Raw genomic sequence first — 14,146 nt, forward strand, 5'->3', positions numbered from 1 at the left:
CGCCTTGGGCCGCCGTCGCCCCCGAGCAGGGAGGCGGGAGAGTGGGTTCTGCCGGTCGGGTGAAGTCGTGGGACCGAACGGGCGTTATGCGTGGCGGGGTCGGGGAGGACGGCGGTCGGTCGTGCAGTAGACCGGGCTTGGTCGGCAGACCCGGCAGGTGCCCTGGAGGTCTGGAATGGCGAGTTCCGGTCAGGCCGTGCACCGCATGATCGTGGTGGTGGACGTGGAGGGCTTCGGTGATCCTCGCCGGACTCCGCCCCACCAGGTGGGCACCCGGGCGGCCCCGTACCGGGCGATCGTCGATGCGTTGAACGCAGCGGGGGTGCCCTGGGAGGCGTGCTACTACGAGGACCGTGGTGACGGCGTGTTCATACTGGTGCCCCCGGAGTTCGCCAAGGCGCCGTTGGTGGAGGTGTTTCCCTGTGCGCTGGTGGCGGCATTGCAGGGGCACAACGACACCAGTGCCGTCATGCGCCGTGTCCGGTTGCGGGTGGTGGTGCACGCCGGTGAGGTGGCCTTCGACCGCCACGGCGTCACCTCCACCGCGGTGACCACGGCTTTCCGGCTGCTCGACGCCCCGTCGGTGAAGACGGCACTCGCGGACTCGTGCGGGTTGGTCGCGCTGGTGGTGTCGCGCTGGCTGTTCGACGAGGTGGTCCGCCACTCGGAGGTGCTCGACCCTGCCACGTTCCGGCCGGTTGCGGTGGCGGTGAAGGAGGTCCGGGACACCGCCTGGCTCTCCCCTGCCCGACCTCCCCTATCCAGCCGACCCGGCTGTGCTCGACCGACTCCGGGCCGTGCTCGACGACAGCGGTGCCGCCGTACCTCGGCAACTGCCCGCGTCACCGGCTTTTTTCGTCGGCCGCGAGGGGCACCTGGCTGATCCGGACCGAGCTCTGTCCACCGCCGAGGGGCCCGGGTGCAGAGCGGCGGTGGTCATCTGCGCGCTGGGCGGAGCCGGCGGGATCGGCAAGACCTGGCTCGCTCCGGCCTGGGCCCACCGCAACCTCGACCGGTTCCCCGACGGGCAGCTGTTCGTGGACCTGCGCGGCTTCAGTCCCGCGAGGGACTCGGTGGACCCCGCGGTGGCGGTGCGCGGGTTCCTCGACGCCCTCGGCATCGACCCCGGCCGGATTCCGAACTGGAGGGAACCCAGATCGCAGCCTCGGTCATCCTGCCCACAACCGTGCTCTGCCAGGAGACGCCGGCGTCGTGCAGGATGCGCCGCAGCGTCTCCCTGCTGATCGCGGCGACGGTGCCGCGGTCGAGCAGATGGTCGCGCAGCTTGGCCAACGACCAGGTGGAAAACGCGGTGATGCCCCAGTCGGCGGGCGCAGTGCGGGCGATCAGGCAGATCCGTTCACGGATCACCTCACCGATCGTCCGACTCCGCCCGCCGCTCCATTTCGGGTCCAGCGCCGCGAACCCCCGCTCGTTGAACGCGTGGATCACGTCACGGACGTAGCCCTCGCTCACCTGCATCAACGAGGTGATGTCGCGGACCGCCTGGCCCTGGCCGGACATCAGCACCACGATCGCCCGCCGCAGTCGCACCGGGTCCTTCGGTCCTGATGTCCTCCCAAGGGCGGGCTCGGCACGAACGGTGGCCTGGTCAAGATGCTCCCAACCAGGCCACCTCGGTCAGCGCCGGGTGTCAGTAGGTGGCGACCAGGTGAAGGGCGCGATCGGGATCGACGGTGGCGCCGATGGCGAGCGCTGTGCCGGGATTGCCCGCGCGCGCCCAGGGAGTCCAGGTGGAGTCCGCGTTGCGGATGCGGTGGTGGATCTGACCGTTGAACACAGCCGTCAGGTGGAACACCTTGCCTGCCGTGTCGATCGCTCCGGCGACCGCGGTGAAAGACCCAGCGGCACCAACTCCGCCCCACGCACTCCAAGCGCCGGTTCCGGCATAACGGATACGATGATGTGGCTGCCCATTCAGAATCGCCGCCACCTGCAGGTTCCCGCCATCATCCGTCGCCGCCGTCACCGCCGAAGCGGAACCAGGATTCCCCACCAGCCCCCAAGGACCCCAGACTCCGAGCGCGTTGCGGACGCGGTGGTGGACCTGACCGTTGAACACAGCCGTCAGGTGGAACACCTTGCCTGCCGTGTCGATCGCTCCGGCGACCGCGGTGAAAGACCCAGCGGCACCAACTCCGCCCCACGCACTCCAAGCGCCGGTTCCGGCATAACGGATACGATGATGTGGCTGCCCATTCAGAATCGCCGCCACCTGCAGGTTCCCGCCATCATCCGTCGCCGCCGTCACCGCCGAAGCGGAACCAGGATTCCCCACCAGCCCCCAAGGACCCCAGACTCCGAGCGCGTTGCGGACGCGATGGTGGACCTGACCGCCGCTGACCGCCAGGGTGTGCACCTCCTTGGAGGGAGCGGCCGCGCTCGCCACCTGGGTCGCCGAGGGCATGCCCAGGCTGCCGAAGGGGGTCCAGGCGCCGCCGGCCGACCGCACCCGGTGGTGCAGGCCCCCGCCGTCTTCGACGATGTTGTTGTACCGGTAGGGCTTGAACTGAGTGGACCCTCCGTCATACGGGTATTCGATGATCCGGTGCTCGGCGCCGAGGTTCCCGGTCGGGCCGGCCTGCTCGTAGGCCCAGTACCGCGTCCGTTCCGGATTTGCCCAGCTTTCGAAGAGCGCGACGTGCCGGGTGTTCGAGTCGCCCTCGGTGTCGATCAGGGCGTCGCCTGGTCGCAGTTCGTCCTTGGCGATCAAGCTGCTCATGCCTGCGAGGCCGACGGTGTTGGTTCCGCCGTTGGGATCGGCCGGTCTGCCAGGAAGCCCCCACGTCATCGACACAAAACCGGAACAGTCCTGCCGGAACTCGCCGTACGGGGTCGGGTGGTAGTCCGACTGGCTGTAGGGCACACCCGTCCAGCTGGCTGCGCGGGAAAGCACTTCGCCGCGACTGATGGGAGCCGCCAGCACGCCGACGGTCTCCGCGGAGATCTCGGGCGAGATGTCCGCTTCACCGGAGTTGCCGAGCGCGGATTGCCCGTGCGCCGCGGAGGGGGCAAGCGCGAAAGAAAGTGTCAGCAGAAGGCACACCAAACTCGCCATCGTCCCGGTCTTTCCTGGTCGCAATTTTCCTGGATTCACTTCATTCCCCTCACTTCACCGGTGCACTGCACCGTTCGCGGACCCGCGTCCCCTTCGCCGGAAGCCGGAACGGGTCCGGGTGCATCGCCCGGAATCTCCAACAGGACCTGAGCGACCTGAGTGGCCGGCTTCCCGGCGTTGACCACTATCCGTTGGCACTCGCGGGTTTCCTGGGCGAACCATGTCAGGACGTGGGTTCAGTACTTCCCGGTGCAGTTCTCCTGTCCCGTGCCCACGTCGTGAGCGCACGCCCAGGCCACCTTGTTCGCGTCGTCCACCATCTGGGTCCACGTGCCGGTGACCCCCGGCCCATTCGTCCGGCCGAAGTGCGATCCGTCCGAACTGTGGACGCGTACCCGGTCACCTGGTGCGCCTCCGCTGATACGGCCCCAGGCCGATCGACAGGAGGGGCTGTAGCGGAGGTGGATGGAGATGCCCTGCACGCTCGCTGTCTTCACCGTCCTCGCGTCCTGGTCGCAGAGCATGACGTCGGGCCACAGTCCCTCGCATTCCCACGCGTGGCAAAGTCCCGCGATGCCTGACCGGCCGTCGGTGTCGGCGGACGCCGAGGTCATCGTGATGAGCGGGATCGCCACCGCTGCGGCGAACAGGATCCCGATCTTCCGAGCAGATCTTTTTGCCATGGAATTCCTCCTCGATCGGTGCGAACCATTGATGTGTAGCACCGATCGGTTGTGCACGATCGGCCGCTGGACACTGGACAACAGATCATGCACAATCCCCTTGGGGGTGGAGGGGGGTGGCGCGTTGCCTCGTGGCGAACGGCCGTTGGGTGATGAGGACGACGAACTCGTGCGATTCGCCAGGGATCTCCGGCGACTTCGGGAGGAGGTGGGGCAGCCGTCGTATCGGGAACTCGGCGCGCGGGCGCATGTGTCCGCTTCGGCGTTGTCGGCGGCTGCCGGTGGCCGAAAACTGCCCAGTCTGACGATCGTGTTGGCCTATGTCCGTGCCTGTGACGGGGATTCCGGAGAATGGGAGAAACGCTGGCACGAGGTCGCCGCCGAACTCGCACGGCAGACGGAACCCGAGCCACTCGATCCCGCCGCTCGTGCTCCTTATGTGGGTTTGAGCGCGTTCCAGGAAAGTGACGCGGACCTGTTCTTCGGCAGAGGGGATCTGCTCGCAAAGCTGAGCGCGCGGGTCCGTGCGAACCGTCTTGTCGCGGTGGTCGGAGCCTCGGGCGCGGGGAAGAGTTCGCTGTTGCGGGCGGGGCTGCTGCCGGAACTCCGGGCCGGGACGTCGGTGGTCATCACGATGACGCCGGGGCGGCACCCGATCGAGGAGTGCGCGATCCAGTTCGCCGCGCCGCTCGGGAGCAGCCCGGCCACGTTGCTCGACGACCTGTCCGAGGGCGGACGTGGCCTGCACCGGCTGGTGCGGCAGGCGCTCACCAGCCGGCCCAACGACGCCGAACTGATCCTCATCGTGGATCAGTTCGAGGAGGTCTTCACGCTCTGCGGTGACCAGCGGGAACGCTCCCGGTTCATCGAGCTGCTGGTGACCGCGGCGGCGGCGGAGAACAGCCGGGTGCGGATCGTGCTGGGGGTCCGGGCCGATTTCTACGGTCATTGCAGCCGCTACCCGGGACTGGTCGATGTGTTGCAGGACCACCAGGTGGTGGTCGGCCCGATGTCGGGACAGGATCTCCGCGACGCAATCACGAAACCAGCGATTCGTGTGAATTGCTCGGTGGAATCGGCTTTGTTGGCGACCTTGTGCACCCACGCGGACAGTGAGGTGGGCGTCCTGCCGCTGCTCTCACACGCGCTTCTCGAAACCTGGCGGCGGCGGCGCGGGAATTCCCTTTCACTGGCCGGGTTCCAGGCGACCGGTGGAATCGACGGTGCTCTGCGGCAGACCGCGGAGGCGGTTTACCACTCCTTCGAACCCCGTCAGCGGCAGGTGGCGGCCGATCTGTTCCTGCGGCTGACCGCACTGGGCGAGGGCACTGCGGACACCAAGCGCCGCATCACCCGTGCCGAACTCGACGGCCAAGACGCTGATCTCGCTCTGGTGCTGGAACGGCTCGCGACCGCGAGGCTGCTCACGCTCGACCGCGACACGGTCGAGATCGCTCATGAGGCGCTCATCAGGTCCTGGCCGCGGCTGTGTGAGTGGCTGACCGAAGATCGGGAAGCGTTGCACCTGCACCGGCGGCTGACGGAGTCCGCGGCGGACTGGGACAGCCATGGGCGGGATCCGGGGCTGCTCTACCGCGGTGCCCGGCTGGCCGCTTGGGAGCGCCGACCCGAGACCGCGCTCAACGATCAGGAGCGGGAGTTCCTCACAGCCTGCCGAGCCGGTGCTCTTCGGGAGCACGCCGCCGCGCGGCGCCGACGGAACCTGGTTGTCATGGGCCTGAGCTGCGCGCTGGTGGTGGTCAGCCTCCTGGCCGGGCTCGCCGTCGTACAGGCGGACCGGGTGGCGACCGAACGCGACCTGGCCTCGCACCGGCAGCAGGTGGCCACCGCCCGCGCCGAACTGGCCAGGCAGCCGGAACTCGGGCTGTCGCTGGCCGTGCGGGCATTCGACAGTTCGCCGTCCGCCGAAGCGGCGGCGGTGTTGCGCCAGGCGGTGGCCGAATTCCGCGGACGGGCCGCGCTGGACACCGGCCAGGGCTATCTCTCGGGACTCGCCGTGAGCTCCAGCGGCGCCAAGCTGGCGAGTGCCGGATACGACGGCACGGTCCGGATCTGGGATCGAGCCGGGGACGTGCTCGGCAAGGAGCCGACGGTGCTGGCCACCGGCGGCCCGGTCGCCGGGGTCGACTTCAGTCCCGATGGCCTGCTACTGGCCACTGTGGGTTCGGGTGGCGCGGCAACGCTGTGGGACGTCGGTTCGGGCGCCCCGCGTCGAGCGCTCCCCGGCCACACCGGGAACGTGAACGCCGTGGCGTTCGGCCCTGCCGGGCAGTTGGCCACCGGTGGTGACGACGGCACTGTTCGTCTTTGGGATCCGGCAGCCACCGAGCCGCGGGTGCTCCCCGCGCCCGGCCGGGTGCTGAGCCTGGCGTTCGATCCGAGCGGGCAGCGGCTCGCGGTGGGCGGGGACGACCGGGCTATCCGCATGTGGCCGGTCGGGACGCCGGGTGATCCGGACGTGCTCGTCGGCCACACCCACCACGTCAAGGCACTGGTCTTCAGCCACGATGACGGCCGACTGGCCAGTGCGGGCGGGGACGGCGCGGTGCGGGTCTGGCACCTCGGCGGCGAGCGGCCGCCAGAGGTGTTCGACAGTCACACCAGCGAACTCACGTCGGTGGTGTTCGGACCGGACGGACGTTCCGTCGTCACCGGCGGCAGTGATGGCGTGCTCCGGCTCTGGGACATGACCGCGCGAACCGAACCGTTCGAGCTGCGCGGGCATGCGGGCGGCGTGGCGGGAGTGCGGTTCAGCCCGGATGGCACGCGCCTGATCAGCGCCGGGACCGATGGCACCCTGCGCCTGTGGGATCCCGCGGGCGGGGAGGTGCTCGCCCTGCCCGCCGGGCACCAGGGCCCCGCGCTGGACACGGCCGTGACCCCGGATGAGACGACCGTGGTCAGCGGCGGCTACGACGGCACGGTACGGGTCTGGCGTACCGGGTCCGGTGGGTCACCGACGGTCCTCCAGGGCGATCAGGCCACGGTGCTCCGTGTCGCCGTCAGCGCCGATGGCCGACGGGCCGCCGCGCTCGCCGAGAATTGGGTCATCCGCGTCTGGGACACCGGCAGCGGCACGCTGCTGCTCACCCAGCCGTCGAGTCCGGACGCGCTGGGAGTGGCTCTGAGCCCGGACGGCCTGCTGGTGTCGAGTTCCGGGCCGGAAGGGTCGGTGCACCTGTGGCGGGTCGACGAGCCCACCCGGCCGACCGTGCTGCGAGGGCACCGGCACTCCGTGCGCCGGACAGCTTTCAGCCCGGACGGCGGGCGGCTGGTGAGCGCGTCCGACGACGGCACCCTGCGCGTTTGGGACACTCGTACGGGTGTCCCGCTACACGTACTGGGGGCGGGGCAGGACCGGATCATGTGGAGCGCCGAGTTCAGCCGGGACGGAACCGGAATCGTCGCCGGGACACAGGACGGAACCGTGCTGCTGTGGGCCGCAGACGGGTCCGGGCCGCCGGTCGTCCTGCGCGGTCACGAGGGCATGGTGTGGGACGTGGCCTACAGCCCGGACGGCCGGTGGATAGCCAGCACAGGCAGCGACAAGACGGTCAGGTTCTGGCCCGTCGGCAATGGTCAGGCCCCGATCGTCGTCCGCTGGAGCGGGCCGATGGCGCCGTCGGTCGCCTACGGCCGGAACGCGCAGCGGCTGGTCAGCGCACATGCCGACGGCGTGACGCGGCTGTGGACCTGCGACTCCTGCGCGCCGATCGAGCAGGTCCGGGCACTGGCCGCGCAGCGAACCGAGCGTGGCCTCCCGCCCGCCAACGCCTGAGCCCGGTGGCGTTGTCCTGCATGGCGGGCGGCAGAACGAGGTCGCCGACCGGTGTGGTCGCGTGTTCAAATGTGGCGCCACGACTGCTCTACTTGATCTTCGTGCGGCTCGTCGGCCGGCTGGTCCTGCTCGGCCGGTCATCGACGGCCAAGGACGTGGAGCTGCTGGTGCTGCGGCAAGAAGTCGCCGTGCTGCGCCGGACCAACCCTCGCCCGCGGTGGAACCGGGCCGACCGCGCTGTGCTCGCCGTGTTGGTGCGACGCCTGCCCGACTGGCTACGACAACACCGGTTGGTGACACCGGGCACCGTCCTGCGATAGCACCGACGCCTGGTCGCGAAGAAGTGGACCTTGTGCCGCTCGAAAAGTCATCGCTGCTGGTCAAGCGGAGCGTCTGCACTCGTTGACGAGTCCGCCAAGGATGCGGGTGCGGAGCAGTCTGCGGGTGTCGAGGTTGTGCACGGCGGTGGGGTGCTGCTGGACGTCGGGTGGTAGCTGGTCACGGATCTGGTGGGATCGGTGTCGGTTTTAGTGACCTTCGTAGGTCTTGAGGACTTGCCGTGCATGGGCTTCGCCCAGAATCGGGATGTGGTCGAGGACTTCGTGTCTGATGGTGCCGATGACCCGTTCGCTGTGGGCGTTCATCCAGGGCGCTTGCGGCACTGGTGATCACGTGCAGGTCGTCGGCCCGGAAGACGGTGTCGAACGTCTGGCCGTACTTGCCGTCGCGGTCACGTAGCAGAAGTCGCAAGGACTCGATGCGTGTGCCGAGGTCGACGACGAGGTTCTGGCCTGTTGCGCTGTCCATCCCGGGTCGGGCGGGCGGTGACGCCGGTGATGTGCAGGCGTCGGGCGCCGTGTTCGAGGAACGCCAGGACGTAGTGCCGCATCTCGGAACGTTGACCCGGTAATCGGCTCGGTCTGCTGACGGTCCAGGCTGGTCCTCCCATGTCGAGCGGGGCGAGTGCGGTGCTGACGATCGCTCCGATGCGCGTCGTACATCTTCTGCGCGTCGACGAGCTCGCAGCTCTTGGGCCCTGATTGCACGCCATGGGGCTGTAAACTGCACAAATGATCAATCCGTTCGGGGTGAGTCTCGGCGCCAAGGCCGCACGCCTGCTGGCCCGGCTCGGACGCGCCGAGATCCGCCCAGGGTTGACGGAGCAGGAGTTGACCGGTATCGAAGCGCGGTTCGGGTTCGCGTTCGCCGACGACCACCGCGCTTTTCTCGCGGTGGGGCTGCCCACGGGAGGGGCATGGCCCGACTGGCGCCACGGCAACGCCGCACAGCTTCGTTCCTGGCTCGACAGACCGGTCGAGGACGTGGTGTTCGCGGTGACGGAGGCGGACTTCTGGCACCCGAGCTGGGGCACGCGCCCTGCCCGGCAGACCGACGCCGTAGCCGGCGCGAGGGCGCACTTGGCGTCAGTGCCGCAGCTGGTTCCGGTCTACTCCCATCGCTACCTGCCCGCGGGCCAGGCGACATTCGCCCACCCGGTGTTGTCGATCCGCGGCGCCGACATCATCCCCTACGGGTACGACCTCATCGACTACGTGCACCAGGAGTTCGGCGGCCCGCAGGGCAGAGCCGACGAGGAGCGGCACGTCGTTGCCGCCACAGCAGCGTTCTGGTCGGATTTCCTGTCCTGGTCGAACCGGGAAGGGTAGGGGGACCACGCACCGCTCGGCACGGATGAGCCATGAGCACCGCGCCGACCGGGTCCGCCCCACGGTGAGGCTCTGCGGGATGGGAAGCCCTCGCAGAAACCTCCGTCACCGCGCCTCAGCCTGAGCTGAAAGACCCAGCTAGTGGCTGGTCACGCAGCCTTGGCCGGTTAATGGGTCCAGGTGCGGATGGGTGAGTCGGTGGCGAAGCCGGTCTTGGGTGTGGCTCGGGCGTTGCGCCGGCGGATGAACGAGGCGATGGCGGCGTTCTGCTCGGCGTGGCTGCGGTGGTCGGTGCCGCCCCGGGCGAAGTAGCGCGGGGCGGCGAACTCGGATTCGATCCAGTTCAACCAGCTGGAGCAGGTCGGCAGGAAGACCAACTCGACGTCATGGTCGACGGCCCACTCGCGGACGTCGGGGTGCCGGTGCGGGGAGAAGTTGTCCATGACCAGGTGGAGCCGCTGGTCGGGCCACCGGGCGCGGAGGGCTTTGAGCAGGTCGAGGAACTCGTGATGACGTTTGCGGCGCCGGATCCGGTAGTGGATCTTCCCGGTGGTCAGGTCGAGTGCGGCGAGCGTGTGCATCACGCGGTGACGCCGGTTGTAGGTGGCTCGTAATCGGCGCGGTGACGTCGCCGGTCGCCAGGCCTTGCCCTTGCGCGGCATCAGGTTCAGCGGTCCGAACTCGTCCAGGCAGATCGCGCGTCCGTCGTCGGGCGGGTGGTCGTAGAGGTCGAGGATCCGCTGCATCTTCGCGATGAAGTCCGGGTCGGTGGAGGCCTTCCAAGTGGTGGTGGCCTGCCGGGACACGCCGGCGTCGCGCAGGATGCGGCGCAGGGTCTCCCGGCTGATCACAGCGACGGTGCCGCGGTCGAGCAGATGGTCACGCAGCTTCGCAAGTGACCAGGTGGAGAACGCGGTGAGGTCCCAGTCGGCGGGCGCAGTGCGGGCGATCAGGCGGATCCGTTCACGGATCGCCTCACCGATCGTCCGACTCCGCCCGCCGCTCCATTTCGGGTCCAGCGCCGCGAACCCCCGCTCGTTGAACGCGCGGATCACGTCACGCACGTAGTCCTCGCTCACCCGCATCAACGAGGTGATGTCCCGGACCGCCTGGCCCTGACCGGACATCAGCACCACGATCGCCCGCCGCAACCGCACCGGATCCTTCGCGGTCCTGCTGACCCGCTGGAGCTTCCGCCCCTCCTCCATCGACAAGGGCCTCACGAACACGCTCGGTCGACGAGCCACGACCACCTCCCGCACTCGACATGCGGGACCAGCCTGGCCGATCAACCCACAGGACCGATTACCGGGTCAACCCCCCGAGACCCGCCAGTAGAGGCGTGTGCCGAACACGGTGCCCAGGTAGAGGAAGTCCGGCGCGATGATGCTCTCGGCCTGGGCGGTGAGGAACTCTCGCCAGGTCGGGCCGTGACGACGTGGCGCCGGTTCGATGCCCGCGTCGTGCAGGATCTGCCAGACCGTCGAGTGAGCGACGCGGTGGCCGAGATGGGCCAGTTCGCCCTGGATCCGCCAGTGCCCCTACCGCGGGTTCTCTCTGACGAGCCGCAGCACGAGCGCCTTGATCGCCGCTCGGGTCGGTGGGCGACCGTCAGGTCGCCGTGCGGAGTAGTCCCACTTGCGGGCCATGAGTTTGCGGTGCCAGGTGAGCAGGGTGCCCGGCGTGACCGGGAAGACCTCCTGCAGGCGCCGACGATCCACCGGCCTGGAGAGGGCTGCGAACCAGAACCGGTCTACAGGCTCGTGGCGGATCGGATCCGCCAGGTGCCGACGAAGTACCGCGTTCTCGTGCTGCGGCACGAGCAACTCGGCGTCCGTCGCCGCCTCGCTGCCCAGCAGCACCGACGGAACGGACAGCAACCTCCGGGTCACCTTGCACAGCAGAGACACGATCACCCGAGCATGCTCTCAAGCGGCGTCTGCACTGCTCTACCAGCGGCGATGACTTTTCGAGCGGCACAGGGGCTCCCGGTCGGGGCATCGGATCCTGGTCGACTGCCGCCTCGCCGGGAGCCTCGCCCACCGCACTCCCACCGCTCAGCCTGTGCCGCGACCTGCAACGTCACGATGAAAATGGCTCAATGTAGCCACGCAGAGGGCAGGGAGTCAACGCACCACCTCAGCTAAATTGTTAGCGCTCACCTAGGTCCGATGTCGTTGGCTTATCGTCGAACCACCTGACCTCAAAATCGAATAGTCGCAGGTAGATGCAGCCTATGGACATACGTGAGCGTAACGTCTCAAATGGGTACCTCACGCCAGCTAACGAACACTCGTTTTTATTTGAGCAGTCTTGTGAGCGTGAACAACAGGTGCGACACTGTCTCCGTCGAAGCCTGCGCCGCTGACGGAAGCCGCCCCGTCACAGCCCGCCGGCGGATCTGTCCAACCCGGAATTCCGGAGCAATGGGCAACGCTTTGCCCGGCCGTGCGGCAGCACGGGTGGCAGCCGGAATGTCGTACGCACCGAGGAGCGAAATCAGGTGACAGCAACTCGACTTCCCCGTCCCCGCAGGGCGGCGACGCTGTTGGCGGCAGGCATGCTGCTGCTGTCCACGGTGACGGCGGTACTGCCCGCGTCGTCCGCGCAGGCGTTGGAGAACGGAGTGGCGCGCACCCCGCCGATGGGGTGGAACTCGTGGAACACGTTCGGCTGCAACATCAACGAGGCATTGATCAGGCAGATGGCGGACGCGATGGTCAGTTCCGGCATGCGCGACGCCGGCTACCAGTACGTGGTCGTCGACGACTGCTGGATGAACCCCAACCGCGACTCGTCGGGCAACCTCCAGGGCGACCCGAGCCGGTTCCCGAGCGGCATGAAGGCGCTCGGCGACTACATCCACGCCCGCGGGCTGAAGTTCGGCATCTACCAGGCGCCGCTGGCCGAGACCTGCGCCCAGTACTTCGACTCCTACCCCGGCGCCACCGGCAGCCTGAACCACGAGGTGCAGGACGCCCGGCAGTTCGCCGCCTGGGGCGTGGACTTCCTCAAGTACGACTGGTGCTCGCCCAGCGGGACGATCGACGACCAGGTGCGCACGTTCGCCAAGATGCGCGACGCGCTGCGGGCCACCGGGCGGCCGATCGTCTACAGCATCAACTCCAACAGCATCCACGACAAGACCGGGCCGCGTCGCGACTGGGGCGACGTGGCGAACATGTGGCGCACGACCGAGGACATCACCAACAAGTGGGACACCGGGCAGACCAACGGCTACCCGATGGGCATCCAGAACATCGTCAACGTCACCGTGCCGCTCGCCTCCTACGCCAGGCCGGGCGCGTTCAACGACCCGGACATGATGGAGGTGGGCCGCGGCGGGATGACCGACACCGAAATGCGCAGCCACTTCGCCCTCTGGGCGATCATGGCCTCACCGCTGATCGCCGGCAACGACCTGCGCAACATGGATGCCGCCACGTCGACCATCCAGAAGAACGCCAACCTCATCGCCATCAACCAGGACAGCCTCGGCCTGCAGGCCAGGCAGGTCTCCAACGACGGCACCCGACGCGTCCTGGCCAAGCGGCTGGTCAACGGCAACGTCGCGGTCGCCCTGTTCAACCAGGGCGGCGGCACGACCACCGTCTCGACCACGGCGAGCGCGGTCGGCCTGTCCGGCAGCTCGTTCACCCTGCGCGACGCCTGGAGCAACGGCACGACCACCACGTCCGGCGCCATCTCGGCCAGCGTCCCGGCGCACGGCACCGCGGTGTACGTCGTCAGCGGTGGCGGGGGTCCCGCGCCCACGTCGTTCTCACTGGCGAGCCAGGGCTCCGGCCGCTGCCTGGACATCCCCGGCAGCACGCCGACCAATGGCGCCCTGGCCCAGATCTGGGACTGCAACAGCCAGACCAACCAGCGCTTCACCACGACCGCGGCCGGTGAGCTGCGCGCCTACGACGGCGCGAAGTGCCTGGACATCTACAACCAGGGCACGGCCAACGGCACCGCCGTGACGTTGTGGGACTGCAACGGCCAGGGCAACCAGCAGTTCCGCGTCAACTCCGACGGCAGCGTGACGGCGGTGGCGTCGGGCAAGTGCCTGGACGTCAACGGCGGCGCCACCGCCAACGGGACGAAGGTCATCATCTGGGACTGCCACGGCGGCACCAACCAGAGGTGGACCCGCACCTGATCCTCGGGCGGCGACCGCGAGCTCCGGGTTCGCCGCCGACCGGGACGACACCAACACCTCACCCACCCGGTTCACCCTCCGAGGACTCGGCCCGCACGGCGCCCTGAGCCGGCGGGCCGGTCGCGGCGGTGCGGTGGCCTCGCGCTCCCGCACCGCCGTGCCGCAGTGCCGGGCCGACACCCAACCGCCCACCGTGCCCGGCGGGATGAGCGTCACCGCTTCCGACACCACTGGCTCGACCCTGTCGGTGATCTTGGTCGCCGGCGTGTCAGTCGACGGCTCGTCAGGTAGCGAGGCGCGGGATGTCCTGCTGGTCGATGCGGAAGTCGTCGCGGGCGAAGTCCTCGACCTCCACCGGCCACCGAGGCGGTCACGCACCCACATCGCCGTCGTACCACCGGGATTGCCGGCACGAGCCATCCGCGCGGTGAGCTCCAGGACCTCCACCGCAAACCGCTTGCCAACCGGTGACCACATCCGACCACCTCGGGGAGTATTGCGACTTCGCCGACCCCTGGAAGCCTCGCCGTTGCCGATCAGTCACCCTCCACCGCACGCCGGCTATTCCAAGATCACCGACAGAGTCGGGCCAGGAGCTGTTCGGGGTTCGGATCACGTGGTTGAGGTGAGCGTCCCCAATCACGTGATCGCTCCCCTCAGATGCGGTCCGGCCTCGTGGCTTCGCGGTCACCCGCTCAGGGGTCCGGGGGTTGTGCGGCACCGGAGATCTCGCCCGGGGTGGCCGGCAACAACCGA

Annotated in this window: 10 protein-coding genes; 5 read left to right on the plus strand and 5 right to left on the minus strand. The window is 68.7% G+C overall.

Annotated features, from left to right (window positions below; genetic code table 11):
• Positions 1–205: 205 nt before the first annotated feature.
• Positions 206–883, plus strand: coding sequence for a hypothetical protein (locus tag ABD223_RS28620; RefSeq protein ID WP_344039685.1), 678 nt, complete (start codon positions 206–208; stop codon positions 881–883).
• Between the two features lie 170 nt (positions 884–1,053).
• Here the strand turns inward: ABD223_RS28620 and ABD223_RS28625 are convergent, their stop codons facing one another.
• From ABD223_RS28625 to ABD223_RS43660, 3 genes are all read right to left on the minus strand, one after another.
• On the minus strand, positions 1,054–1,554 hold the full coding sequence (locus ABD223_RS28625) for a helix-turn-helix domain-containing protein (RefSeq protein WP_344039686.1): 501 nt from the start codon (positions 1,552–1,554) through the stop codon (positions 1,054–1,056).
• Positions 1,555–1,654: 100 nt separating this feature from the next.
• Positions 1,655–3,079, minus strand: a complete 1,425-nt coding sequence (locus tag ABD223_RS28630) for a hypothetical protein (protein ID WP_344039687.1) — start codon at positions 3,077–3,079, stop codon at positions 1,655–1,657.
• A gap of 236 nt (positions 3,080–3,315) precedes the next feature.
• Entirely contained in the window at positions 3,316–3,603 is a 288-nt protein-coding gene (locus tag ABD223_RS43660; protein ID WP_380646998.1) for a DUF2690 domain-containing protein, read from the minus strand.
• Between ABD223_RS43660 and ABD223_RS28635 the strand changes: the two genes are divergently transcribed.
• The 3 genes from ABD223_RS28635 to ABD223_RS28645 all read left to right on the plus strand — a co-directional run bounded on the left by ABD223_RS28635 (position 3,551) and on the right by ABD223_RS28645 (position 9,228).
• Positions 3,551–7,561, plus strand: a complete 4,011-nt coding sequence (locus tag ABD223_RS28635) for an nSTAND1 domain-containing NTPase (protein ID WP_344039688.1) — start codon at positions 3,551–3,553, stop codon at positions 7,559–7,561. The genes ABD223_RS43660 and ABD223_RS28635 overlap by 53 nt on opposite strands.
• Before the next feature lie 71 nt (positions 7,562–7,632).
• The gene (locus tag ABD223_RS28640; protein ID WP_344039689.1) at positions 7,633–7,881 is read left to right on the plus strand and encodes a hypothetical protein; all 249 of its coding nucleotides are present in this window, start codon (positions 7,633–7,635) and stop codon (positions 7,879–7,881) included.
• Positions 7,882–8,631: 750 nt separating this feature from the next.
• Complete coding sequence (locus ABD223_RS28645) at positions 8,632–9,228, plus strand: SMI1/KNR4 family protein (protein ID WP_344039690.1); 597 nt, start codon at positions 8,632–8,634, stop codon at positions 9,226–9,228.
• A gap of 167 nt (positions 9,229–9,395) precedes the next feature.
• On the opposite strand, the gene ABD223_RS28650 is transcribed toward ABD223_RS28645, so the two are convergent.
• Positions 9,396–10,436, minus strand: coding sequence for an IS630 family transposase (locus ABD223_RS28650; protein WP_344039691.1), 1,041 nt, complete (start codon positions 10,434–10,436; stop codon positions 9,396–9,398).
• A 333-nt stretch (positions 10,437–10,769) separates the two neighbouring features.
• Positions 10,770–11,144 (minus strand): integrase, encoded by a 375-nt coding sequence (locus ABD223_RS28655; protein ID WP_344039692.1) that lies wholly within the window; start codon positions 11,142–11,144, stop codon positions 10,770–10,772.
• A 587-nt stretch (positions 11,145–11,731) separates the two neighbouring features.
• On the opposite strand from ABD223_RS28655, the gene ABD223_RS28660 reads away from it, so the two are divergent.
• Positions 11,732–13,390 carry a glycoside hydrolase family 27 protein gene (locus ABD223_RS28660; RefSeq protein ID WP_344039693.1) on the plus strand — a complete coding sequence of 553 codons (1,659 nt, stop codon included), beginning with the start codon at positions 11,732–11,734 and terminating at the stop codon, positions 13,388–13,390.
• Positions 13,391–14,146 lie beyond the last annotated feature (756 nt).

Origin of the sequence: Saccharothrix xinjiangensis (assembly GCF_039527585.1) — a bacterium.
In the GTDB taxonomy this organism is placed as follows: Bacteria; Actinomycetota; Actinomycetes; order Mycobacteriales; family Pseudonocardiaceae; genus Actinosynnema; species Actinosynnema xinjiangensis.

Excerpts from the sequence above, each read along its gene's own strand:
- ABD223_RS28635 (WP_344039688.1), top strand. The coding sequence starts at position 3,551 with ATGCCCTGCACGCTCGCTGTCTTCACCGTCCTCGCGTCCTGGTCGCAG.
- ABD223_RS43660 (WP_380646998.1), bottom strand. The coding sequence starts at position 3,603 with ATGCTCTGCGACCAGGACGCGAGGACGGTGAAGACAGCGAGCGTGCAG.
- ABD223_RS28645 (WP_344039690.1), top strand. The coding sequence starts at position 8,632 with ATGATCAATCCGTTCGGGGTGAGTCTCGGCGCCAAGGCCGCACGCCTG.
- ABD223_RS28650 (WP_344039691.1), bottom strand. The coding sequence starts at position 10,436 with ATGGAGGAGGGGCGGAAGCTCCAGCGGGTCAGCAGGACCGCGAAGGAT.
- ABD223_RS28630 (WP_344039687.1), bottom strand. The coding sequence starts at position 3,079 with ATGGCGAGTTTGGTGTGCCTTCTGCTGACACTTTCTTTCGCGCTTGCC.
- ABD223_RS28620 (WP_344039685.1), top strand. The coding sequence starts at position 206 with ATGATCGTGGTGGTGGACGTGGAGGGCTTCGGTGATCCTCGCCGGACT.